Annotated in this window: 20 protein-coding genes; 5 read left to right on the forward strand and 15 right to left on the reverse strand. The window is 53.7% G+C overall.

Translation table 11 applies throughout. The features are described 5' to 3' along the window. Positions 1-213 precede the first annotated feature (213 nt). Positions 214-651: a DUF3069 domain-containing protein gene (locus ON072_RS08850; RefSeq protein ID WP_025009044.1), complete on the forward strand. Its 438-nt coding sequence runs from the start codon at positions 214-216 to the stop codon at positions 649-651. Between the two features lie 56 nt (positions 652-707). Here ON072_RS08850 and ON072_RS08855 read toward each other — a convergent pair whose 3' ends face one another. From ON072_RS08855 to ON072_RS08875, 5 genes are all read right to left on the reverse strand, one after another. Continuing rightward, on the reverse strand, positions 708-2,396 hold the full coding sequence (locus tag ON072_RS08855; RefSeq protein ID WP_123116842.1) for an NAD-dependent malic enzyme: 1,689 nt from the start codon (positions 2,394-2,396) through the stop codon (positions 708-710). A gap of 225 nt (positions 2,397-2,621) precedes the next feature. Continuing rightward, positions 2,622-3,086, reverse strand: coding sequence for a DUF1456 family protein (locus ON072_RS08860; RefSeq protein ID WP_025009045.1), 465 nt, complete (start codon positions 3,084-3,086; stop codon positions 2,622-2,624). A gap of 104 nt (positions 3,087-3,190) precedes the next feature. Next, a complete protein-coding gene (locus tag ON072_RS08865) occupies positions 3,191-4,354 on the reverse strand; it encodes a serine hydrolase domain-containing protein (RefSeq protein WP_144380039.1) in 1,164 nt (387 codons plus the stop codon). 9 nt (positions 4,355-4,363) lie between these two features. After that, a complete protein-coding gene (locus tag ON072_RS08870; protein ID WP_144380046.1) occupies positions 4,364-5,632 on the reverse strand; it encodes an Nramp family divalent metal transporter in 1,269 nt (422 codons plus the stop codon). 8 nt (positions 5,633-5,640) lie between these two features. Further along, positions 5,641-6,186 carry a PH domain-containing protein gene (locus tag ON072_RS08875; protein WP_096140922.1) on the reverse strand — a complete coding sequence of 182 codons (546 nt, stop codon included), beginning with the start codon at positions 6,184-6,186 and terminating at the stop codon, positions 5,641-5,643. 166 nt (positions 6,187-6,352) lie between these two features. Between ON072_RS08875 and ON072_RS08880 the strand changes: the two genes are divergently transcribed. Both ON072_RS08880 and ON072_RS08885 read left to right on the forward strand, forming a co-directional pair. Then, complete coding sequence (locus ON072_RS08880) at positions 6,353-8,935, forward strand: TonB-dependent receptor (RefSeq protein WP_144380040.1); 2,583 nt, start codon at positions 6,353-6,355, stop codon at positions 8,933-8,935. A 229-nt stretch (positions 8,936-9,164) separates the two neighbouring features. Then, a complete protein-coding gene (locus tag ON072_RS08885) occupies positions 9,165-9,791 on the forward strand; it encodes a glutathione S-transferase family protein (RefSeq protein ID WP_144221132.1) in 627 nt (208 codons plus the stop codon). Positions 9,792-9,837: 46 nt separating this feature from the next. Here ON072_RS08885 and ON072_RS08890 read toward each other — a convergent pair whose 3' ends face one another. The 5 genes from ON072_RS08890 to ON072_RS08910 all read right to left on the reverse strand — a co-directional run bounded on the left by ON072_RS08890 (position 9,838) and on the right by ON072_RS08910 (position 14,608). Next, positions 9,838-10,341 (reverse strand): DUF4447 family protein, encoded by a 504-nt coding sequence (locus ON072_RS08890; protein WP_025888809.1) that lies wholly within the window; start codon positions 10,339-10,341, stop codon positions 9,838-9,840. A gap of 60 nt (positions 10,342-10,401) precedes the next feature. Then, positions 10,402-10,806, reverse strand: coding sequence for an SMI1/KNR4 family protein (locus tag ON072_RS08895; RefSeq protein ID WP_025888807.1), 405 nt, complete (start codon positions 10,804-10,806; stop codon positions 10,402-10,404). A 68-nt stretch (positions 10,807-10,874) separates the two neighbouring features. After that, entirely contained in the window at positions 10,875-11,657 is a 783-nt protein-coding gene (locus ON072_RS08900) for a RelA/SpoT domain-containing protein (RefSeq protein WP_144380041.1), read from the reverse strand. 142 nt (positions 11,658-11,799) lie between these two features. Then, complete coding sequence (locus tag ON072_RS08905) at positions 11,800-13,899, reverse strand: M13 family metallopeptidase (protein WP_044735061.1); 2,100 nt, start codon at positions 13,897-13,899, stop codon at positions 11,800-11,802. Between the two features lie 190 nt (positions 13,900-14,089). Further along, the gene (locus tag ON072_RS08910; RefSeq protein WP_054744569.1) at positions 14,090-14,608 is read right to left on the reverse strand and encodes a sugar O-acetyltransferase; all 519 of its coding nucleotides are present in this window, start codon (positions 14,606-14,608) and stop codon (positions 14,090-14,092) included. A 236-nt stretch (positions 14,609-14,844) separates the two neighbouring features. Between ON072_RS08910 and rsuA the strand changes: the two genes are divergently transcribed. Continuing rightward, the gene (gene rsuA, locus ON072_RS08915) at positions 14,845-15,537 is read left to right on the forward strand and encodes a 16S rRNA pseudouridine(516) synthase RsuA (protein ID WP_025009053.1); all 693 of its coding nucleotides are present in this window, start codon (positions 14,845-14,847) and stop codon (positions 15,535-15,537) included. A 47-nt stretch (positions 15,538-15,584) separates the two neighbouring features. Here the strand turns inward: rsuA and ON072_RS08920 are convergent, their stop codons facing one another. The 4 genes from ON072_RS08920 to ON072_RS08935 form a co-directional block, all read right to left on the reverse strand. Next, entirely contained in the window at positions 15,585-16,523 is a 939-nt protein-coding gene (locus ON072_RS08920) for a DUF4097 family beta strand repeat-containing protein (protein WP_144380043.1), read from the reverse strand. After that, entirely contained in the window at positions 16,520-17,041 is a 522-nt protein-coding gene (locus ON072_RS08925; RefSeq protein WP_025009055.1) for a hypothetical protein, read from the reverse strand. The genes ON072_RS08920 and ON072_RS08925 overlap by 4 nt, the downstream gene beginning before the upstream one ends. Continuing rightward, the gene (locus ON072_RS08930; RefSeq protein WP_371873330.1) at positions 17,038-17,595 is read right to left on the reverse strand and encodes an RNA polymerase sigma factor; all 558 of its coding nucleotides are present in this window, start codon (positions 17,593-17,595) and stop codon (positions 17,038-17,040) included. The genes ON072_RS08925 and ON072_RS08930 overlap by 4 nt, the downstream gene beginning before the upstream one ends. 237 nt (positions 17,596-17,832) lie before the next feature. Then, positions 17,833-18,789 carry an ornithine cyclodeaminase family protein gene (locus ON072_RS08935; protein WP_144380044.1) on the reverse strand — a complete coding sequence of 319 codons (957 nt, stop codon included), beginning with the start codon at positions 18,787-18,789 and terminating at the stop codon, positions 17,833-17,835. A gap of 293 nt (positions 18,790-19,082) precedes the next feature. On the opposite strand from ON072_RS08935, the gene ON072_RS08940 reads away from it, so the two are divergent. Beyond that, positions 19,083-20,945 (forward strand): methyl-accepting chemotaxis protein, encoded by a 1,863-nt coding sequence (locus ON072_RS08940; RefSeq protein ID WP_274626031.1) that lies wholly within the window; start codon positions 19,083-19,085, stop codon positions 20,943-20,945. A 211-nt stretch (positions 20,946-21,156) separates the two neighbouring features. On the opposite strand, the gene ON072_RS08945 is transcribed toward ON072_RS08940, so the two are convergent. Then, entirely contained in the window at positions 21,157-22,779 is a 1,623-nt protein-coding gene (locus ON072_RS08945) for a methyl-accepting chemotaxis protein (protein ID WP_096140915.1), read from the reverse strand. Positions 22,780-22,888: the final 109 nt, after the last annotated feature.

Consider the following 22,888-nt stretch of genomic DNA (forward strand, 5'->3'; position numbering starts at 1 on the left):
GCATACGCACCAGGGCTCAGGCTGACCAGTAATAAATCGTTAAATTTGCAGGTAAGTAGAGCTGCATCAATCGCTTGCCGGTAAGGGATGAATTCGGTTACCGACTTGTTTTCGCCGTATTTGCTCCTCGGTTCCTTGATACCAACTTCAGATGGATTGCCCTTTATTGCCGGTGCTATACTCGCCGCCAATCGCTTTTAGACGGAAAAAAACATGACTCAAGTTGATGCTCAATACCGGCAGCAGGCGCGAAGCGCCGCCATCAATATCTGCTCTCAGGTACTGCCTATGGATAAGTTGCCCACGGCGCTGAAAGAAGCCTATGACAATCTGTTTGAAGAATTGCTGGATGATAAGCAGTCCGAGTTCAAACAGGCTTGGGACAAGTTGCCGCCAAGTGCCGCCAAGTTGCTGCCGAGAGCCGATTTTCACGGCTTTTTTATCGCGTCGGCCTGGTTGCAACTGAGTTTGATGGCCCAGGATATCGCCCAGTTGGCGGATACCGACGAGGCCATTGCCGAGAAGGAATACGGTGGCATGTTTGAGCGTATTTCACAGTCGGCGCTTAAGGAGAGTGTACGCAAGTTGAAAAAGGCCCGTACTGACAGGCGCTTGCTCAACAGTATCCGAGATGTGATAGCCAATGGCTGAATAAAAAACCGGCATTATCTTCTTAATATGCCGGTTTTTTATGGGGGCGGACGTTCTTAGAAGGAAGTACGCTTGTAGCGGCGATACTCAGGCTGCCAGAAATTGCTTTCTATGGCCTGCAACAGCAGCTCATCGGAAGTCGGCAATGCATGACCCTGTTCGATGGCGACCTTGCCGACGGCAAAGGCGATGTGCTTGCTGACCTTCTGGATCTCTTCCAGCTTAGGCAGCAGAGAACCACTGCCGTTGAGTGCCAGCGGCGAGCATTCCGCCAGAGCGCGGCTGGAGGCCATCAGCATCTCATCGGAGACCCGGTTGGCACCACTGGCCAATACTCCAAGGCCTATGCCGGGGAAGATATAGCTGTTGTTGCACTGGGCGATTTCATAGGTCTGATTGTCTATGACCACAGGCTCAAAGGGACTGCCGGTGGCAACCAGTGCCTGGCCATTGGTCCAATGCAAAATATCCTTGGGCGTGGCTTCAACCCGGCTGGTGGGGTTGGACAGCGGGAACACTATCGGTCTTGGGCAGTGGCTGTGCATGGCGCGGATGATCTCCTCGCTGAACAGCCCTGGGGCGCCGGAAACCCCGATAAGCACAGTCGGCTTGCCGTTGTTGACCACATCCAGCAATGAGATGTTGTCACCGAAATTGCTCCATTGCTGCAGCTCTTCGCTCTTTTGCGCCAGTTTCTGTTGGAATGGCAACAGGTTGGGCATATTGTCCTGCAACAGTCCCCAGCGATCGACCATAAACACCTGGCGCCTGGCCTGCTCATCACTGATCCCTTCGGAAACCATCTGCGCAATAATCGCTTCGGCGATGCCACAGCCTGCGCTGCCGGCGCCGAGGAAGGCAACTCTTTGCTGGCTCAACTGAGTGCCGGCGGCCTTACAGGCGGCGAGCAGTGAGCCAACTGTGATGGCGGCGGTTCCCTGAATGTCATCATTGAAACAGCAGTATTTATCCTTGTAACGCTCCAGCAGCGGCATGGCGTTTTTCTGGGCGAAGTCTTCAAACTGGATCAAGGCCTCGGGCCAGCGGCGATGAACCGCCTGCATAAAGGCTTCAATAAATTCCAGATATTCTTCACCGCCTATGCGCTGGTGGCGCCAACCCATATACATGGGATCTTCCAGCAGATGCGGGTTATCTGTTCCCACATCCAGGGTAATGGGCAGAGTGTAAGCCGGGCTGATGCCGCCGCAACTGGTGTAGAGCGACAGCTTTCCAATCGGGATCCCCATGCCGCCGATCCCCTGATCGCCAAGCCCCAATATACGCTCACCGTCGGTAACCACTATCACCTTCACCTTGTGACGGGTGGAGTTGTTGAGGATGTCGTCGATGCGATCTTTGTTCGGATAGGAGATAAACAGGCCGCGGTTACGGCGGTAGTCTTTGGAGAAACGTTCACAGGCCAACCCGACGGTTGGGGTGTAGATGATAGGCATCATCTCTGTGATGTGGTTCTGAACCAGACGATAGAAGAGGGTCTCGTTGGTGTCCTGGATGTTGCGCAGATAGATATGCTTGTCCAGATCATTGCTGAAGTTCTTGAACTGATCGTAGGCACGTGAGGCCTGCTCTTCGATCGTTTCAATCACGTAGGGCACCAGGCCTTCGAGGTTGAAGAAAATACGCTCTTCCTCGGTAAATGCACTACCTTTGTTGATCAACGGCGCTTCGAGAATAGCCGGACCGGCAAAAGGCAGATATAAGGGGCGTTTATTATCGTCCATGGCTAACCTTTTATGTTCTTTGCTTGTGGATGACGGGCTGTGATCTAAATCCGCATAGGTTACCACGAAATGTGATCTTTGTTGCCTGTAGGCGAGGGCTTGAGCAAAAATTTTGTTTAAAACGCGGCAAACCGGGGTGGTCTGAGCCTAAAGGGGGCACAACACAAAACAAAGAACCAGGCGGATGCCTGGTTCCAAAGGAGATATCAGCTGTTGCTTGTTGGCTTACTTACCGCGGTATTTAAGTGACAAGCCCTTGATAAAGTTACGCATCAACTGATCACCACAGTAGCGGTAATGCTTGTGCTCAGGATTGCGGAACAGAGCGCTCAGCTCAGCCTTGCCGATGCGGAAGTTGGCCAGTTCAAGAATGGCAATAATATCTTCTTCTTTCAGTTCCAAGGCGATTCTGAGTTTCTTGAAGATGATGTTGTTGTTCAGGCTGGGTAGCGGCTGCGGAATGCCACTGCCGGGACGCAAGCCGCGTTTGTCGATGATCACGGCATCGAGAAATTGGCACAGGGTGCGATCGTCACAGGGACGGAACCCTTCTTCATCTTCTTTCTTGAGCAGGCCAGCCAGCTCAGCTTCACTCATTTCACGCTTCATTTTAGCGTAGAGACGCAATACCTTGGAGTCGTTGAAATTAAAGACAAAGCGCAAGCGGCGCAGAATATCGTTGTTGGTCATGAATGTCCCTGGGCCGGTTTGACTCCCGGCTTAGTTTTAACACTGTCTGGCGATTGACTTAGGTGCGTTAGGCGCGGAGGCTCCGCAATATTGCGGCATTATACCTAAAAGCCAGGCAGATTTGCCGCTTTTTCCAGTGGACAGTTCGCGGCCGTTTCACGCACCGCTTGTCGCAGTTTGTCGTGAAGGGCGAACACCCGGCCTATATCTTTGAGTGACCAAGAGGTGTTTTCCAGCACCACCAGATTGAAGCCCGAGTCCGGATAATAAATCGCAGTGCTGATATAACCCGCTATGTAACCACTGTGGCTGAACTCCAGGGGTAACTCAGGGCTCAGTTGTATTCCGGCGGCATAATTCAGCTCGCCCCAACGATGGGGGCGTTTGCCTCTCGGCGCCAGCAACTGCAAATAGCCGCCACGGCTAAGCAGTTGCCCCTGATGCAGGGCCTGCTGAAAATCGGCAAAGGCAGAGGCGGAGCCAATAAGGGCGCCGCTGGCCAGCAGCTTATCTGTGAGGGTCAACTGCTCGGCCACACTTTCAAAGCCGCTGTCAGTCTCGGTTCTTCCTATCGCCAGATTGGGTAACTGTTCCTGAATACTTTCAATACTGCCGGTGCGGGCCTTGAGCTCAAGCCCCTCGGCATCAAAGAAGCGCTGCAGCAATTGGGTACTGCTGCTGCCTTCACGCTTGAGGATCTCGGCCAGCAGCCAATAATTGTCATTGCTGTATTTAAAATCGCTGCCAGGGGTGAACAGCAAGGCTTGTCCTTGGATGCCTATGCCGGATGTGTGGCTCAGCAACATGGCAACTGTGATGGCCGGATCCAGTTCGGCCTCTTTGCCAAGCAGGGCAGCGGCGCTGTTATTGAGCTTGAAATCGCCTCTTTCTATCGCCCGCATCACCAAGACGGCAAACACTTGCTTTGACAGTGAACCCAGCACAAATTGGCTATCAGAGGTGATGGGTTTGCCCTGGCTTTCTCCGGCCGCATGGCTCAGCAGTGTCTTTTTACCTTGCCTCAACTCGATTACGCCGCTGAAGGGCAGGGGGTTTTGCTTGATTATCAGCTGCAGCTGTCGTGTCAGCTCTTGGCTGTGGCAGGCAGATGGCGCCGAACCCTTGCCCGGTGCCGGCTCTTGTTTGGGCCCTGGCGCAGCGCTCAGGCTAAGAGTGAATCCCAGCAGGCAGGCCATGGTCATGCCTTTGACTGTTGATGAGAGTTTTAGCCCTAAAAAGCGCGGCTGCGCCAGCGGTGAGGAGTTCATGCAACTTCCTTATTTGATGTAGAAATACCAATAGATAAACAGCAACGCAAAGCCAAACAGGTAACCGAGTCCCAGCCAGCCCCAGAGTTGCATGCCCCTGCCGTAACGAGCCTCAGTCGGCAGGGTTTTGGAACTCATCAGCCGTAGATTCAACCAGGCAAAAATGCAGGTGGTCATAAAGGCCTGGATCATCACCAATTCCAACAGTGATAACAAGGCGCCCTTGAAGAACAGGATCAGCAGCAAGGCCAGCAGCGACATAACCAGCATGATCCCCGCCAGGCGTTTACCGCTGGGGCGGCGCTCAAGCAGCAGGCGCCAACCGGCATCCAGGGTGCGGCTGTAACCATCGAGCACAGTGACAGTGGTGGAGAAAATACACAGCAGCGCCACCAAGGCGATAAGCATACGGCTCCACTCCCCGAGCACGCTGGCGTAGAGGGAGATCAACTGCCCGGCAAACTGGGCTCCCGAGTCGGCAAAGGAGGCTCCCGAGCCATGCATGACACCGGCACCCAGGCTGAGAAACACCAGTGCCAGCAAGGCGGTGAGCCAATAGCCGATATCGAAATCCAACCTGGCCTGGGCAGCGCTCAGAGCGGCTTGCTGTTGATTGATGCGCTGTTTCTCCAGCAGCCACAGTGAGTTCCAGGCGCTGACTTCAATCGGTGCCGGCATCCAGCCCATCATGGCGATCAAAAAACCAAGATAGGCCCATTGCCAGGGAGAGGGGGAGACGAAGTCTTTATCCAGCACAGACTCCACCCCCAGCATCATGGCAGCGGCTGTCAGAGTGCCCAGGGTCAACAGCGCCATCACAACTTTGGTCATGCGATCAAGCAGGCTATAGCGCCCAAGCAACAACAGCAGCAAACTGGTGCAGAGCACGATAAAAGACAGAATATCTATGCCGAGCGGCACAAACTGAGTCAGCATGGCGGCACTCAGCATGCTGACCCCGGCGGTGCTGGCAATGGCAGCAACAAGATTGAGCAGACTGAACAGCCACAGATAGCCTTTTCCTTGCCTGAGATAGCCCTCAAGCAGACTCTCGCCGGTCGCCGCCGTGTATCTGGCTCCGGCGGCAAAGAAGGGATATTTGAGCAGATTGACCAGCACCACCAGCCAGGCCAACTGCCAGCCAAATTCGGCGCCGGCACGGGTTGAAGCCACCAGATGCGAGGCGCCTATGGCCGCAGCGGCCACCAGAACGCCCGGGCCCATGGCGGCCATTAAGTGCCTAAGGAGAGTGAAAGAAAAACCTTTTCGATTCAGCATGGTGTCATTCATGGCGCGCTCTTTTCCCGGGCCAGTAAGGATTCGATATTGACCAGTGAGGAGCGGATCTCCCTGAGTAACATCAGCTGCTCATGGTTGCTGTCATGTCCATTTGAGCTTGGCTCCTTGTGATCCAAATGCTCTTTTTGTGCCAGCACAGCGGCGCGAAATCCGTCGGCATCGACTATGCCAACCAGGCTTATCAGGGCGTCATTGCCGGATTGTCCGGCGGTTTCCACCTTGAGTTTCTTCAGACCGAACAGGCGCATCAATGGTCCCTGAATAAGCGCCATGTCGGTGATTTTATCCAAGGGCACAGTATTTTCGGTGCGGGTCAGCAGGCCGCGGCGCACTACTAGCTTACGTTCGGTCAGCTCGGCGCTCATGTTGGCGATATAGCGGCGTGTGCCCCACAAGCCAATGGGCAGCCATAGCAGCAACAAGGGAATGCCGACAATACTGAGGCAGAGAGTGAACACACCAGACATCAACCAATAGAGTCCGAGATTATCGGCAAAGCGGGCCTGAAGCAGTGGCGCGGCGGCTGTGGACATGGCGACTTCCTATATAAGTAAAATCAAATTTACCTCAGTTAGAGGCATTGACTTTAGATATTAAAGAGTTAAGTTGAATTGGTAAATGTTATAAAAATATGACAACACGGAAGTTTGTAGTCGTGGTTGTTTTTCCAAAAAACAACTGAAGAAATTAGGGATGATTATGAACAGACCTCACCTCACCCTGAGTGCCTGCGCCGTGGCACTTGCCTTGACCTCTGCCGGTGAATCCTTCGCGGCCGAGGAGTCTGTGGAGCGCATCGAAGTCACAGGCTCGCGGATCAAACGTACCGATATGGAAGGCCCATCGCCCATTCAATCCATAGGAAAAGAAGATATTGCCAACATGGGCTATGACAACCTGCAACAGTTACTGGAAAGGATGCCGGCGGCCGGGGCCGGCACTTTCTCCACCCGCGGCAACAGCCAGGACTCTACCGCCAACGGTGCCGCCGCCATTAGCCTGCGTGGTATGGGGCCGGATGCGACCCTGGTGCTGATCAATGGTCGCCGGGTTTCCATCAGTGCCTTTGCCGAAGGGGTCAGCAATTCTTTTGTCGATATCAACAGCATTCCCGTATCGGCCATTGAGCGGATAGATATACTCAAGGACGGTGCCTCGGCCATCTATGGCTCGGATGCCATCGCCGGGGTGGTCAACATAGTGCTGAGGAAAAACATCGAAGGCATTGAAGTTAATCTCGGCTATGGCGCCACAGATGGCCCCAATTACAATGAAAAGACCGCCAGTCTGGTGTGGGGCACCATGAGTGACAAGGGCAGCGCGTCTGTGATCCTGGATTATTTCAGCAACTCGACCCTGAGTGCCGATGAGATGGGGCAGTTTGGTACCGCCAATCAGTCGCCCTGGGGCGGGGAGGATTTCCGTTCTTCCCGGGGTTTTCCGGGGTATTTCTATGTCAATGGCGTCAAGACCATAGATCCTGCTTGTCCGGCCGATTCCGCCACATCGAGCGGCAGCTGCCTGTTCGATTATGGCCCCTATAACTTGGTGATCCCCGAGGCCGAGCGCATAGGCGCCATAGGTCAGTTTGAGTATCACCTGAGTGACTCCCTGACCGCCTTTTTGGAGCTGGCGGCTCAGCACAATACCTCCAAGGCCGGTGGTGCCGCCACACCGCTGGATGAAACCGCCGGTTTGACGGTTCCCGGTTCACATCCCAACAATCCTTTTGGTCAGGACATCGACATAGGCCGCTTCCGCACAGTAGATGCCGGTCCCCGCCGCTGGGATATCGAGTCCGACAGCTTGAGATTGGTGGCCGGTCTGCGCGGCAGCTTCAAGGCGTGGGACTGGGAAGTCTCGGCCCAAAAGGGGCGCAGTGAGTCGACCCAGACAGGGGATCGCAGCCAGGGCTGGGTGCGAGTGGACTATCTGCAGGAGCAAATCAATCTCGGCAACTACAACCCCTTTGGCGGCACCATCAACTCACCCGAGGTGATAGATGCCATTACCACCAGTCTGGTGCGTCAGGGCAAGTCACATATTACCGCCTATGATGCCAGCATTTCGGGGCATGCCTTTACCCTAGCAGACAGGGATATCATGCTGGCCGCCGGGATGGAATATCGTGAAGAGGATGTTAGCGATGTGCCCGATGAGCAGTTCCAGCGCGGGCTTATCTTCGGGACTGAAGCGGTTTCTGCCGCGGCCGAGCGTGATCAGTATGCCGCCTACCTGGAGTTTTCCATTCCGGTGACCGACAGCTTCGAGCTGCAACTGGCGGGGCGCTACGATCATTACAGCGATTTTGGCTCCACCACCAATCCCAAGGTGGCGTTCCATTGGGGCATGACAGAAGACTTGAGCATGCGTGCCTCCTGGGCCCAGGGGTTCCGGGCACCATCGCTGGCCCAGATAGGCCTGGGCCCTTCGGAAAAGAGTAACTTCTTTAAAGATACCTATGCCTGCGCCGCTCAGGGTATCTCAGAGGCCGACTGTGAGGTGCTGGATTACAACACGGTATTTGCCGGTAACCCGGATCTGGACGCCGAGGAGTCGGAAACCTGGAACATAGGCATGATCTGGGCGCCGAGCCAGAAGTTCGATATCGGCTTCGATATCTGGAACATCACCCAGGACAACAAGATAGACGAGCAGCCTCTGGGCGATATCTATGCCGCCAACTGTAATGATCAAAACAGTGCTATCTGTGTGCGTCTGCCCCCCGCCGGTGGCGAGCCGCTCGGGGTGCTTGATGTGATTCACTCAAGCTTTGTTAACTTAAGCTCCCAGGAGGCACAGGGCCTGGATATCTCGGCTCACTACGGCCTGGAACTGGACAGCTATGGCGATCTTAAGTTTGGTCTTGAGTGGAGCTATCTGGACAAGTTTGAAAAGGACGGCCTGGATTATACCGGCGAGTATGAGTATCCCCAGTATCGCTGGCTGGCCAGCACTAACTGGACCATGGGTGATTTTGCCGCCAACCTCAATGTCAGCTACATAGGCGAATTTGAAGATACGCCGGACATCAACTTCGACGGCGCCCTCGACTTTACCGAGAACAAGTCACGTATGGTGGATGCCCAGTTCCTGGTGGACTTGCAGGCTTCCTACCGTTTCAACGAGATGTTCAAGTGGACGCTCGGGGTCAACAACCTGTTGGATGAAGAGCCGCCGTTTGCCATAGGCGATGGCGATGCGGATCTCTATGGCTATGTGATGTCTGTGCATAACCCCAGAGGCCGTTTCATCTACACCAAGGTCAGTCTTAACTTCTGAGGCAGGCACCCGGCCCTTGATGGCAAACTGGCAAGGGTCGGATGCTGGAGAGTTGAGATAAGAGGTGAGACGTAAGAGCCGAGAAATAAGGACAGAGTGACAAGCTTGAGGCAGTGGGAGTATCTTGTTGTTGTTGACCTTATCATCATGGCGCCTGCGGGCGCCTTTTCTGCCACCATACCTGCGTTAGCCATTGCTTATGGCGACAGGGCAATTTAAGGAAAGTAATATGATTCGACTCTATGGCACGCCGCGAAGCCGGGCGCTGCGGGTTTCCTGGTTGTTGGAAGAGCTGGAACTGCCCTGGGAGTTTCACTTTGTTGATATGGCCAAGCAGCAGAACCGCACTCCTGAGTTCCTGGCGCTTAATCCCTGCGGCAAAATCCCTGTGCTCGAGGATGACGGTCTGGTATTGACCGAATCGGCGGCCATTATGCTCTATCTGGCCGAGCGTTATGGTGAGGGGCGTCTGTTGCCCAAGCCAGGCACGGCAGCCTCCGGGCATCATCATCAATGGTTGAGCTTTGTGATAACCGAGTTGGAGCAGCCGTTATGGACCATGGGCAAGCACAGGTTTGCCTTGCCGGAGCAGCAGCGGGTGGCGGCGATTCAAGCCACTGCCGTATGGGAGTTCAACAAGGCCGCGGCCATTGCCGAGCAGTGGCTGCCTGATAGCCCATTTTTGCTCGGTGATGAATTGACTGTGGCCGATATACTGCTGGCCCATACCCTGAACTGGGCCACCATTTTTGAGCAGCAGATCCCGCCCAAACTGGCGGCTTACCGAGACAGGCTTAACCTGCGTCCGGCAATGAAAAAGGCGCTGGACAAAGCCAGCGCCAATTTAACTGATTAATTCAAACTCTGGTTTCAAAGCCGCGGTATTTCAGGGCCGTGATATTTCAGAGCTGCGCGGCCGCCCACTTGGCGCGGCTTTCGCGGCTCTCACCCAACCCGCCTTGCTGCTCTCTGAAGGCCTTGTAGGATTCCACATCCAATGGCACTAGGCTGATATCCACTTCCAGCACCAGTTTGCACTCTTTCTTGATCCGCCAGGCAGCGGTGTTGTACAGCTCAGTGAGTGGCAACGAGCTTAAAAACTCAGGGTTGTACTGGGTGTAAATCGCCTGGGTGGGATAAACCACAAAGGCCAAACGGCGCTTGGGTTCTTTCTTGAACATGGCCTCGATACCATCACAGGTGTTCAGCACCTGCATCTCGATAATATCATCGATTTCCAGCAGTTTTTTCTGGGCAAGTTCGCTTACCTGCGCCTCGCCCGTTTCCCAGGAGAGCAACTCGGCTTCATCGACTTTCAGCAACTCGGCGGCCTGGGCGGTACCCAAGCCAAGAGATTGGCGCAGGCACTGAAACTCGATGGCGTTGAGCGGATATTGTTTGGACATAATGCTTCCTGTTTTTTCTATGTGTCTGATGGCGAGGCGCCCTGGGCGTGCCTGCTTGTGTCAGCTTTGCAGCCAGACGTCTTCGACCCATTGCCAGAATGACTCCCAGCAATCTTCTTCATCCAGGCCGTCCTGGTTCCAGAAGTAGACCACACCTTCCTGATCTATGCAGTAAAAGTCATCACCGGTTTGGCAAATGGCAATCAGATCTCTGGGCATTCCCAGCGACCAGGCATAGGAGGTCACTTCCGGCAGATAGGTGTGGGAGTGGGGATCGGCAGCGGTCACCGGCTCCAGGCTGCCATAGATAACATCACTGGCATGCAGCAGATACTCTTTCAGCTCTGAAGGCAGAGGGATGAGTATTTGCTCTTCGATATCCACCAGATCGTCAAAGCCGGGCAGATCCAGCGGTACGGGAACCTGCTCTGACAGTTCCTGCAGTTGCTCTATGATTTCATGCATGATTTTACGCTTTGGCCGAGGGTCAATGCGCTGGAGTATAGCGGCTTGTTGGCCGCTGACAAGCTTTGTCAGGCGACTATGGTATTTTCTATACCAAGAGTCTGAGTTTGTTGGCGTTTATAACCCAACCAAGCCTTGTGGTACAGCTTGTGTGATTCCTGGCGCAGCTTCTGGATCCTTGCCAGTTCCAGCTCGCTTAAAGGCCTTTGCTCGCGGGCAGCCTTATGTTCCATCGCTTGCACCTCTTCATAGACTTGGTGCTCGGCGCCGTTTTTGATGGCGGCAATCTCCCTTAAGTGCAACTGGACTTCGGCAATCAGGCCACTTTTTGGCAGCTGTAGCAGCAGATTGATATCCCGATAACCGGAGGCCTTGGGCTGGGCAAACCTGTCTTTGACCTGCAGCACATTGCCCTGTTGATTCAGGTTGTCAAAGGCCAGCTGCAGGTCATCAAGGTTGTCGGCTATCAGGGTGGCTCGCACCAGATCTGTCAGGGCGGCGGGGTTGTTATTCAGCTTGTGTGCCACCTTGGCTTCGGCCCGTTGACGCTCTTTCACCTTGGCCAGTTGCAGCTCGGTCTCGCTCTGATTGGCTATCTGTGACAGGAGACTGTGCAGTTCATTTTGTGCCAAAGGTGCCTGCTGATAGAGGGCATTGAGGCTGGAGACGGGCTGTCTTGGGGCGCTGAAGCTTTGCTTCTTGAGGGCATTGAATGGGATGGCCGAGTTTTGGCGCAGGCTGTAACTGCTGTCTTCTCTCAGTTCAGCTTCATATTCTGAAGGCTGAGCGTAGGCGGTGCGCGCCGAAAGCAATAACAGGAAAACCAGGAAAGTGCGGAATAATCGGGTCATGGGGCCTCGCATCCAGAATGACTTCTAAGTGGCTTTGACTCCAATGTAGCACTTGGCTCTGAACCCTTGCTGAACCTCAAATGAAACTTTATTCATCTAAAAAGAAAGGCGCCTTGAGGCGCCTTTCTGAGCAAGCGTAAAATTACCAGATTTTCACGCGCTGGGCCGGTTCAATATACATGCCGTCACCTGGCTTCACATCAAATGTGCTGTAGAACTGCGGCATATTGGACAGTGAACCTATGGCGCGGAACTTGGCCGGTGAATGAGGATCTGTGGCCACTCGGTTGCGCATGGCTTCCTCTTTGATCTTGGCGCGCCAGATTTGGGCGAAGCCGAGGAAGAAGCGTTCATCACCGCTCAGACCGTCGATTACCGGAGCCTCTTTGCCCGCCAAGGATTTTTTGTAGGCCTTGTAGGCTATTGTGACACCTGAGAGATCGCCGATGTTTTCACCCAGGGTCAGACTGCCGTTAACGTGCAGGTCGTCAAACACATAGTAGCCGTCGTACTGGGCGATTAGCGCCTTGCCGCGGGCGGCAAACTCTTTCAGATCCTGCTCGGTCCACCAGTCGCGCATATTGCCTTCGCCGTCGAACTTGGCACCCTGATCGTCAAAGCCGTGACCCATCTCATGGCCGATAACCGCACCTATACCACCATAGTTGACGGCATCGTCGGCAGCCATATTAAAGAAAGGTGGCTGCAAGATGGCGGCCGGGAACACGATTTCGTTCATGGTCGGGTTGTAGTAAGCGTTGACGGTTTGTGGCGTCATGTGCCATTCGCCCTTGTCTATGGGGCTGCCCAACTTGGCCAGTTGCTTCTGATGTTCCACTTCACCGGCGCGGATCTCGTTACCGACCAGGTCGTCAGCCTTGATAGTCAGCTTGCTGTAGTCTTCCCACTTGTCGGGATAGCCGATTTTCGGGTTGAACTTGGCCAGTTTTTCCTTGGCGGCGACTTTGGTGTCTGCGCCCATCCACTCAAGTTCATCTATGCTGTCGGCGTAAGCACCGCGCAGGTTTTCCACCAGATGCTCCATCCGCTCCTTGGCTTCAGGGGCGAAGTGGCGCTTGACGTATACTTTACCCACGACTTCACCCAGCAGGCTGTTGACCTTGGCTACACCGCGCTTCCAACGAGGTTCCTGTTCTTGCTGACCGTTGAGTGTCTTGGCGAAGAACTCGAAGTTTTCTTTATCCAGCGGTTCGCTCAAATCTGAGGCGAAGTGGGTCAACAGCTGCCAACGCATATATGTCTTCCAGGTCGCCAGATCTGTGTCTTTGACTATCTGGTTCAGGCCTTCGATAAAGCTGGGCTGATTGATGATGATATCGGCTTGCTTGTCGGCGCCAAGCGCTGTCAGGTAGGCGTTCCAGTCGATGTCCGGTGCCAATGTTGGCAGTTCTTTGACCTCAAATTTGTTGTAGGTCTTGGTGCTGTCACGGCTTTCAACCACATCCCAATGCTTGGCAGCAATAGCGGTTTCCAGCTTCATGATGGCTTCGGCGCTTTGTTGTGGCTCGGCAAAACCGGCAAGGGTGAACATCTTGGCGATATGCTCAACAAAGGCCTTGCGGATGTTGACGAAACGCTCACCTTCGTTGAAGTAATAGTCTTTCTCCGGCAGGCTCAGGCCGTATTGCCAGATATGGGTGGCATAGCGGCTGGAGTCCTTGGCATCGACATCGATATAGAAGGCCATGGGCGTGCCGCCACCGAGAATTTGGCTCTTGCCGAAGTAGGCCGCCAGTGCTTGCTTGTCTTTGATGGCATCTATGATTGCCAGCTCGCTCTCCAGTGGCTTGATCCCCAGCTGGTTGAGCGTATCGCTGTCCATAAAGGAGCGGTAAAGATCGGCCACTTTTTGCTCGTCGCTGCCGGGCTTGAGATCTTTGCTCTGCGCCACTTCTTCAATAATGGCTTTGACATCGTCACGGGATTTTTCCCTGAGGTCATAGAATGCGCCTGTGCTGGTGCGATCTGCCGGGATCTCTGTGTTCTTGATCCAGCCGCCGTTGACATAGGTATAGAAGTCATCCTGAGGACGAACAGACTTGTCAAAGTTGGCAAATTCAATCCCCGAGCCCAGGGCTTGGCTGACGGCGGCGGCAGTTGCGGTTTTGGCGACTTCCGGCTGTTTGGCCGTTTCAGCCTGGGTCTCAGCCGTTTTGTCATTACAGGCAGATAGGCCTGCGATGAGTGAGGCACACAATCCCCCAATGAGTACTTTTCTCATGCTGTTTCCTTTTCTTTGTTCTTTGGTGTCCCGCGAGGGGACATTTTTATCAGATTGGCTGCACACCCGTTTGTTCGGGAAAAACCGCAGTGATGCCTATGTTAAGGCCTGTGCGGGAATGTAAACAAGTCCCGCAGCGATGACAGCGAGCCTCGGCGCCGCGGGAGTTGTAAGCAAAGGTTACAGGCGCTTATTTGAGTGAGCGTTTGACCCGCGCTGGATTTCCGGCCACCAGGGTGCCGGCGGGTACATCCTTGGTGACCACGCTGCCGGCTGCGACGACAGCCTCGTCACCTATGTGCACGCCTGGCAATATGATGGCGCCACCCCCGATCCAGACCCGCTCACCTATATGTATGGCGCGGGCGGTTTCCAGCCCGGCAATGCGGGGAGCAGCCTCCAGCGGGTGGGTTGCCGTATAGCACTGCACATTGGGGCCCAGCATGCTGTTGGCGCCGATTGTGATGGGGGCATTGTCCTGCAAAGTGGCGTTGGTATTGATAAATACTCCGGATGCCAGTTGCAGATTGATGCCATAACTGACAAAGAATGGCGTGCAGATCATGGCACTCGGTGCCAGATTGGGCAGTAGTCCTGGAGGAATATGGCCATCGGGATCCAGATTGGCTTTGCGGTTGAGCCCTTGTTGTTTGGCACGAAAACGCAGCAGTTCAGGATCCACACAGCAATATTCCTCGCCGCTGATCATCCTTTGATAAATTTTCGCCAAGGCCGGGTTGTCGGTTTCAGCCAAGGAGTTATTGGCGGCTTGAGAGTCTTGGATATCGGTCTGCATATTGGGCTAGATAGCCTTATCGTGAGGCGGATATCCCGAGTCTGCCGCCGGTGTAGCTGGTACGCAAGCAAGTCTTTGCCCTTTAGTCCGTCAGGCTCCATAATGGCGCGCAATTGACACGGCATAAACTCAAGAGGTTGGATAGCCAAGTGCGTTTAGATAAATTTATCTGTGAGTCTACAGAGCTGACCCGTTCCATGGCCAAGAAGGCGCTGCACCGCGGTGAAATCAGTGTCGATGGTGAAATCGTCAAGGACTCCAGCTTCAAGGTGCGTGATGGCATGAGAGTGTGTTTCGATGGTGAACCTATCAGCTTGATAGGCAACAGATATCTGATGTTGCATAAGCCAGTCGATACCATCTGCTCAACCGTGGATGAGGTCTATCCTTCGGTCATCAGTCTACTGGAGATCGAAAAGCCCGAGAATCTGCACATTGCCGGGCGCCTGGATGCTGATACCACAGGTCTGGTGTTGATTACCGATGATGGCCAGTGGTCGCACAAGCTAACCTCTCCCAAGAAGGAATGCGGCAAACGCTACCGGGTGTGGCTGGCCAGCCCAGTTACTGAAGACTTGATCCCACAATTTGCCGCCGGCCTGGCGCTGCACCGGGAAGAGGGGCTGACCCGGCCAGCACAGCTGCAGCTGATTAGCCCAACCGAAGTCTTGTTAACCATTACCGAAGGTAAATATCATCAGGTGAAACGTATGTTTGCCGCTGTGGGCAATAAAGTGGAAGCCTTGCATCGTGAGTCAATCGGCGCCATAGAGCTGGATAGTGAACTGGAACCTGGTGAGTGGCGTTATCTGACCGAAGCCGAGATAGCCTCGGTAGGCTGAAGAAAAGGCACCAAGGCCAGCCGGAGGCCTTGGTGCGATACAGCTGATTATTGCTGCAGTTTAATCCGGCCACTGATGGTGTTGATACTGACATCGGCTTGGCCGGAACCGCTTTGGAATTGCAGCGATTCAGCCTTGGTGTACTTGGCTTTTTTCGGTGAGTCCTGAGTCAGTTGGTTGTCAATCTTGCCGCCTGGGCCACCGCTGATATCAAAGGCGGCATTCGGCAGTTTGGCAAACTTGAGTTCAATATCGCCACTGACGCTATCGACATTGGCATTGCCGGCCAGGCTCTGCATGGCAATACTCAAGTCGCCACTGACGGTTCTGGCCTTGAGTGACTCGGGAGCCTTCAGGGTCAACTGACTCTTGCCCGAGACCTGATCCAGCTCCACTTCAATGGCATCACTCTCGGCGTTCAGTTTGCCGCTCACCAGGCGATAACTCACCTTGCCCAGACTCTGTTTATCCTCAATGTCGCCGGAAACAGTTTCCAGATACAGTTCACCCTGGTTGCTCTGGGTGTGGATACTGCCGGAAACCGTTGTCAGTTGCAGATTGCCTTTGAGATCTTGGCCCTTGATATCGCCACTGACATTGGCCGAGCTGATCTCACCCTCCAATCCTTGCAGGTCATAATCGGCGGAAACGCCTTTAAGCTTCATATTGACTGTGGCGGGCAGAAAGATCTCCAGCTTTGAGCCGTCTTTCTCCCGGCTGTTATAGCTCTTGGGCAGCTTGTCTTCGATAACAAAGCTGCCGCCCTGCTGACCAAACACCAAGCCTTCACTGAGCTCATCCAGCTTGCCCTTGATGGCGACTTCAGCCTTGTCCCAACTGCGGATCTTCACCTCTCCCCGTTGGATCTTGATATTCAATTTAGCTCCGGACTCCAGCGCCGCACTTTGATCGACCTTCTCGGCCGCATGCAATACCGGGCTCAGCAGCAGCGCTGAGGAGAGTAGGGTTAGTGATATCTTGTTCATATGCTGATTCCTTGTTGGTCGAGTTGAGTGGGCAGTTGTTCACCCCGGGTGAGCAGCTCTATCTCCCTTTGCTGTACCCAAAGCCAGAGTTGCCAAAGTTGTTGATCGGTCGGGTCTTGTTTTAGTGCCTGGAATATCTGCGTTGCGGCTTCCCTGAGTTCATCTATGCCGCGACTGAGCGGCGTGGTCATGCTGACCTTTTGCCATTGGCCGAAATTGACACTGGCTTCCAGTTGTTTCACCTGTTGTTGGTGTTGATACTGCAACTGCTCCAGCATGGCCAGCATCTGTGGGTCGACACGGCTTTGGGTTTGCTGCAATCCCTGATAGCCGAGCAGGGACACCAACAGCAGGCTGCAGGCGATAGCCAGATTACGCCAGCCGTTGCTGGATTTTGCGGCCTTGGGTGGCTGAGATTGTTCCAGCCTGGCGGCGATTTCAGGCCAGAGGTCGCGCTCGGGTGTTTTTTCCCGTGGCAGTTGTTCTATCAGTTGTTCCAATGTTGGCTGCTTGTTCATGACAACATCTCCTGAAGCAAGTTTCTTGCCCTGTGGTACTGCGCCTTGCTGGTGCCGGTACTTGTGCCCATCATGGCGGCTATCTCTTCATGGCTGTAGCCCTCAATGGCAAACAGCACAAACACGACTCTGGCCCGCTCGGGTAACTTGAGGATCTTGCGCTCCAACACAGAGGTTTCCTCCGTGTGGGTTGTGGTCGACTCTTCTGTGTCTGCCTCTGTGGTCACAGGCAGAAATCTGGCCCAGAAGCTGCGCTGCTTTTTCAAACTGCTCAATGCCTGATTGACGCTCAGGCTGTGCAGCCAGGTACTGAATTTGCTTTCACCGCGGAATTGGTCCAGCTTCTCCCAGGCACGGATAAAGCAGTCCTGGGTCATCTCTTCTGCCAGTGGCACCTGGCCGGCCAGGTGCAAACACAACGCATAGACTCTGCCATGGTGCAGACGGTAGAGCTCGGCGAAGGCAAGCTTGTCCCCCAAACGGGCACGCTGCACCAGCGGGAAGTCCACTTCTTGCTGGTATCTGGTTTCTGTCAGCTGCGGGCTGGCATTCACTGGGCTGTCCTTAATGGTTTGGGCGAGTCATGGTAATTGGATAGTTTGACCCGCTTAAAAGGTTTAAAAAAGAATTAAAAAAATCCTCCAGTATTTTGCTTACTGAAGGATTCTATTTAAAAGTCATTGTTAATCAATCTATTAGATTTTATTGTTAACTGTCAATTATAGGCTGTTTTCTACGCTTTATTTTGTTGCAGTTATTTGGCCGAGTCCAATGACCGGGAGCGGGCAGATTCAAGTGTTATCGCCTGGATACAGGGTGCGATACACCAGATTGGCGGCCGATAAATCTCCCAAGGCGCTGCCAACACTCTTGAACAGGGTGATTTCCTCGCGGTTTTGTCTGCCGCTGTGTTCTACGCGGCAAAGCTCGGCCAGCTCGGCGCTAACCTGCTCCAGTTGGAATACGCCTTCGGCCTTGGGGAGCAGCAGTTCTCCGGCCTCGGCAAACACATTGCTGCGGTTATCGACAAAGACCTGAGATCTGAGCATCAGCTCGGTATCGCACTCCCGCGCATCCTGATGATGATTGCCTACCAGATCGACATGGGTGCCGGGTGTTACCCAGTTGCCATCAAACAGAGGCACGGGGCTGCCGGTGGCGCAGCTGATGATATCGGCGTTGGCAACATCCCGCTCTATCTCCTCGCAAAAACTGAGTCGGATATCCGGGCGTTTAGCGCCTATCTGTTCCATTACCTTGGCAGCCTTATCCCGGCTGCGGCCCCTGATAGCGATTTCGGTTATCGGTCTGACGGCGGCATGAGCCAGTGCCATATAGCTTGCCAGATTACCAGTGCCGAACAGCAGCAGGTGATTGGCATCTTCCCGTGCCAGTGAAGCAGCGGCCAAGGCCGAGACGGCCGCTGTACGCCAGTAGGTAATGCTGGTGCCATCAAGTAAAGCCAAGGGTTCCCCTGTTTCCCGGCTGAATAACAGTATCTGCGAGTAGAGGCTCTTGAGCTCGGCATTGCGACTGGGGTTTTCCGGAAAGTAACTGAATGCCTTGACGGCAATTGCCGAATCATCCCAAGCCGGTAGTACGGCGAAGGCATCCTTGCTGCTCTTGTCCAGCGGGTAAAGGTTTCGCTTGGGAAGATCGGGGGCGTTGGCAAAGCTATGTTTGAGGGCGGTTATCAGGGATGGGAAATCCAACACCTGCTGGATTTGCTCTGCTGGAATGATTTTCATGGTGTTGCGCTTCCTTGTGTGCATTTTAAAGTTTTGAATACTGTATGCAATTGTTGTTTGAAAGGCAAAAACCCTCATGAAAGACAGATGCTTGGCGCTTTCGGTTTTTTTGACTCAGTTAATAGAATTTTTTTAAGTTTTTTTTGCACTGTGACAAGGCTAGTGACTGTTTTTCAATAGGTTAATCATTGACAATATAAGGTGACATTTTTGTTACCGGATTAACTCAGCTAACACGGCAACAGAATTGCGACTATTTTTTTAGAGTGACTGTTTTTTATTGAGGTAACACCATGCTTATTCGCCACAAGTTGTTACTGAGTGCCGCTGTTTCGATAGGCGCCTTGGTATTGATGTTTGCACTGCAGCAATATTCCAGCTCGGTGCAGACTGAACTGTCCATCGCCATCCAGAAAGTGGTTGAGCTGGACAAAGAAGTATTAAGCATGCGCAAGAATGAAAAGGATTTTTTTGGCCGCCAGGATCTCAAGTATGTCGAGATACATCAGCAGGAAGCACAGGCCACGGCGCAGTTGATGCAAGAGTTGGCGGTCATCTTCAAGGAGTATGATCTCCCCGAGGCACCGATAAACAGCTTTAACCGTGATTTGGCCAACTACCGACAGTTGTTTGCCGGTGTGGTGAAATTGCAACAGGAGATAGGCCTGGATCCCAAGAGTGGCCTCTACGGTGAGTTACGCTCTGCTGTGCACAATGTCGAAAGCTTGGTGGCAGAACATAACGTGCCAGAGCTTATGGTGTTGATGCTGCAACTGAGGCGTAACGAGAAAGACTTTATGTTGCGGCGGGATCTCAGCTACCTCAATAAGTTTGATAGCAATATTGAACGCTTCAATGAAGCCTTGAGCGCCAGTTTGCTGGACTACAGTGTTCGTAGCAATATTGAGCAACTGATGAGCAAGTACCAGCAAAGCTTCAAGAGTTTGGTGGCCAAGGAACAGCAGCTGGGACTCGACGAGTCCAAGGGCATGATGGGGCAGCTGCGAGAGGCGATCTTTGCCACGGAAACCTCATCCACCAAGCTGAGAGAGTTGGCGATAGCCAAGGTGGAAAACGAGCAGCAGAACAGCTTCATGCTGGGGTTGGCGCTGTTTGGCCTGATCGCCTTGGTGCTGGTGATTAGCACTGTGGTGATTATCCGCAGCATCATGGGGCCGGTCGAGCGTATCACAGGCGTTATTTCCCGCATCGAGCAGCAAAAAGATCTGTCACTACGCTGCGATGTGGGCTCCAACGATGAACTGGGCATGATAGGACGTCATTTCAACAGCATGGTGGAGAGTTTCCAGAAGCTGATCGAGCAGGTTATCGAATCTGTTGATGCCATGCGCCAGTCCTGTGAAGAGCTGTCCCGCAATGCCATCAGCGCCTCGGAAGGTGTGTCCAAGCAGCTGAATGAAACCGATATGGTTGCCACAGCGATCACCGAGATGGGCGCCACCATAGACGAGATTGCCAAGAATACCGAACTGGCCGCCGGTAAGGCGGAGCAGACCCACCACAACGCCCAGGAAGGCCAGATTGGCGTTGAGGATACCATCAGCAAGATCCAGTCTTTGGCACAGCAGTTGGATGACTCGGCCAATGTGGTGGCCGAGCTTGAAAAAGACAGTCAGACCATAGGCAGCGTACTGGATGTGATCCGCGGTATCGCCGAACAAACCAATCTGTTGGCACTGAACGCTGCCATTGAGGCGGCCAGGGCCGGAGAGCAGGGCAGAGGCTTTGCTGTGGTGGCCGATGAGGTGCGCAGTCTGGCGATGCGAACTCAGGAGTCGACCGAAGAGATTGCCAGCATCATTCAAACCCTGCAGAGCCGTACCCATTCGATTGTGGATATCATGGAGCAGAGTCAGAAGCAGGGCGGTGAGAGTGCCCAACAGGCGGCCAGTGCCGGCACCTTGCTTGCGCAGATCAATGCCGATGTCACCAATATCATGGACATGAGCACTCAGATAGCCGCCGCCATTGAAGAGCAGAGTATGGTGGCCGCCGAGGTGAACAAGAACGTGGTGGTGATCCGCGATATTGCCGAGGAATCGGCTCAGGCGGCAGAAGAGAATGCCACTGCATCCGATGAGGTTCGCCACCGCGCCGATTACCTGCATCAGGCGGTGAGCCAATTCAAAATCTAGCTTTCCAGGCACAGGCGAAAACCGCGGCATGTCCGCGGTTTTGTTTTAGTTGCAGTCGTAGTCTTTAGCGGTTGTGGCACTTTTTTTGCTCTGCTGTGCAGACGGCTTTTTTCGAGGAATCTGTCAGGAATGGCGGCAAAAGGTTTTTGGTTCACAAAAGGCTTGGAACTGGCAGGAAATAAAAAATAGGCCCCGAAGGGCCCTCAGAGAGTTAGAGACGGAAGCGGGCCACTTCGGCGCGCATGTTTTCCGCCAGATGGCTTAAGTTGCTGACCGACTCGGTCAACTCGTTGGCTGCCTGGGCCGATTGTTGGGTGATGTCGCTTATTGCCATAATGCTGCGATTGATATCCTCCGCCACACTGCTTTGTTCTTCGGCTGCGGTGGCGATATGAGTATTGAGCTGGGCGATGGAGTCGACCGACACCACTATCTCTTTCAAGGCCTCACCGGCCATATTGGCCTTGCTGTTGGCCTGCTCGACCTGAGTGATGCCTTGCTCCATAGCTGTCACCGCCTCCTGCACACCTGTTTGCAGAGTGGCTATCATGGACTCAATCTCTTGGGTTGAGCTGTGGGTGCGACTGGCAAGGGTTCTTACCTCATCGGCCACCACGGCAAAACCCCGGCCCTGCTCGCCGGCCCTGGCCGCTTCAATGGCGGCGTTCAGTGCCAGCAGATTGGTCTGCTCGGCAATTCCCTTAATCACATCCAGTACCCTGCCTATGTTTTGGCTTTCATTGGCCAGATGGGTGATCACCTGTGCCGTACCCTGAATTTGCGCTGAGAGTGCCACCATGCTGGCAATCGACTCCTGCACTATTGAATCGCCATTGGCGGCACTGGCATCGGCGCTGTGGGCCGAGTCGGCAGCGGCCGTGGTGCTTTGGGCTACTTCGGAGACTGTGGCGGTCATTTCATTCATGGCGGTAGCCGTCTGCTCTGTCTCGGCCTGTTGCCTGTGCATGCGCTCGTTGGTTTGTTGGGTGAAGCTTGAGAGCTCGGTCGCCGAGTCGCTGACCGTATTGGCGGCATTGGCAATGTTGTTGAGTATCCCCCTGAGGTGAGATATCACATCTCTTAAGTTATCGGATATCTGCCCCAGTTCGTCGGCGTTGAAGGTTTTGAACTGCACCGTCAAGTCTGAGTCACTGCGAATTTTCTTCAGCTGGGTGAGAATATCGCCTATGGGTAACATGACGCTGCGGTTGACCCAAATACTGAGTAGCAAGCTGGCGATAATTGCCACACTGACCAGAGAGATAAACAGCACAACGGAAGAGGAGTAAAGGTTCTGAGCCTGATCTCTTTCCTGCCTGGCGACATCCAATTGCAGGGTTACCAAATCGGCAATCTTGCCACTGATGGGGTCTATCACCTGATAGAGAGGAATAATTTCCTGGCTGAGCTGGCCCTGAATATTACCGCTCATGGTGGCCAATTTATTTTGCAGACGTTTTATTTGCTCATCGGCGGGAATAAACAGCCGCTTGGCCTCATTGACCAGTTGTGACTCTCTGGCGGTTAACTGAGTGGCTGTGTAGTCCTGCCATCTCTGTTTGATGCTCTTGTCTGCTTCATCCAGTGCGGTTCTGGCTTGTTCGGCACTGAAATCTCCGGCATTGGCCTTATTGATGGCATCTATGACAAAGACGGCATAATCATCGCCAATGCTTTTGAGATCTTTGAGTGGTACAACCCGGTCGCTGTAGATATTTTCTACCCCTGAGTCGATTTTGTTCATGATATTGATGGCGATACCACAGAGTAGCAGCATCAAGAGAAGAGGCACGGCCATACCGAGCAACATCTTGTGTTTCAGCTGTAACTTCATGCTTGAGAACCTTAGTCCAGAGGGTAATACATCCTTGGATCAGGCTCTGTCATTCCAATTTGTTGAGCCATACAAAAGGTATAGCAAAAAAGTATGAAGCGCGTGAGAC

Source organism: Shewanella sp. K8, assembly GCF_028823715.1.
Lineage (GTDB): Bacteria > Pseudomonadota > Gammaproteobacteria > Enterobacterales > Shewanellaceae > Shewanella > Shewanella algae.

What these genes read in the sequence shown, in the direction of transcription:
- ON072_RS08935 (WP_144380044.1), bottom strand. Translation starts at nt 18,789, where the DNA reads ATGAAAATCATTCCAGCAGAGCAAATCCAGCAGGTGTTGGATTTCCCA.
- ON072_RS08870 (WP_144380046.1), bottom strand. Translation starts at nt 5,632, where the DNA reads ATGCTGAATCGAAAAGGTTTTTCTTTCACTCTCCTTAGGCACTTAATG.
- ON072_RS08900 (WP_144380041.1), bottom strand. Translation starts at nt 11,657, where the DNA reads ATGACCCGATTATTCCGCACTTTCCTGGTTTTCCTGTTATTGCTTTCG.
- ON072_RS08855 (WP_123116842.1), bottom strand. Translation starts at nt 2,396, where the DNA reads ATGGACGATAATAAACGCCCCTTATATCTGCCTTTTGCCGGTCCGGCT.
- ON072_RS08945 (WP_096140915.1), bottom strand. Translation starts at nt 22,779, where the DNA reads ATGAAGTTACAGCTGAAACACAAGATGTTGCTCGGTATGGCCGTGCCT.
- ON072_RS08920 (WP_144380043.1), bottom strand. Translation starts at nt 16,523, where the DNA reads ATGAACAAGATATCACTAACCCTACTCTCCTCAGCGCTGCTGCTGAGC.
- ON072_RS08905 (WP_044735061.1), bottom strand. Translation starts at nt 13,899, where the DNA reads ATGAGAAAAGTACTCATTGGGGGATTGTGTGCCTCACTCATCGCAGGC.
- ON072_RS08885 (WP_144221132.1), top strand. Translation starts at nt 9,165, where the DNA reads ATGATTCGACTCTATGGCACGCCGCGAAGCCGGGCGCTGCGGGTTTCC.
- ON072_RS08875 (WP_096140922.1), bottom strand. Translation starts at nt 6,186, where the DNA reads ATGTCCACAGCCGCCGCGCCACTGCTTCAGGCCCGCTTTGCCGATAAT.
- ON072_RS08880 (WP_144380040.1), top strand. Translation starts at nt 6,353, where the DNA reads ATGAACAGACCTCACCTCACCCTGAGTGCCTGCGCCGTGGCACTTGCC.
- ON072_RS08925 (WP_025009055.1), bottom strand. Translation starts at nt 17,041, where the DNA reads ATGAACAAGCAGCCAACATTGGAACAACTGATAGAACAACTGCCACGG.
- ON072_RS08890 (WP_025888809.1), bottom strand. Translation starts at nt 10,341, where the DNA reads ATGTCCAAACAATATCCGCTCAACGCCATCGAGTTTCAGTGCCTGCGC.
- ON072_RS08940 (WP_274626031.1), top strand. Translation starts at nt 19,083, where the DNA reads ATGCTTATTCGCCACAAGTTGTTACTGAGTGCCGCTGTTTCGATAGGC.
- ON072_RS08910 (WP_054744569.1), bottom strand. Translation starts at nt 14,608, where the DNA reads ATGATCAGCGGCGAGGAATATTGCTGTGTGGATCCTGAACTGCTGCGT.
- ON072_RS08850 (WP_025009044.1), top strand. Translation starts at nt 214, where the DNA reads ATGACTCAAGTTGATGCTCAATACCGGCAGCAGGCGCGAAGCGCCGCC.
- ON072_RS08895 (WP_025888807.1), bottom strand. Translation starts at nt 10,806, where the DNA reads ATGCATGAAATCATAGAGCAACTGCAGGAACTGTCAGAGCAGGTTCCC.
- ON072_RS08860 (WP_025009045.1), bottom strand. Translation starts at nt 3,086, where the DNA reads ATGACCAACAACGATATTCTGCGCCGCTTGCGCTTTGTCTTTAATTTC.
- ON072_RS08865 (WP_144380039.1), bottom strand. Translation starts at nt 4,354, where the DNA reads ATGAACTCCTCACCGCTGGCGCAGCCGCGCTTTTTAGGGCTAAAACTC.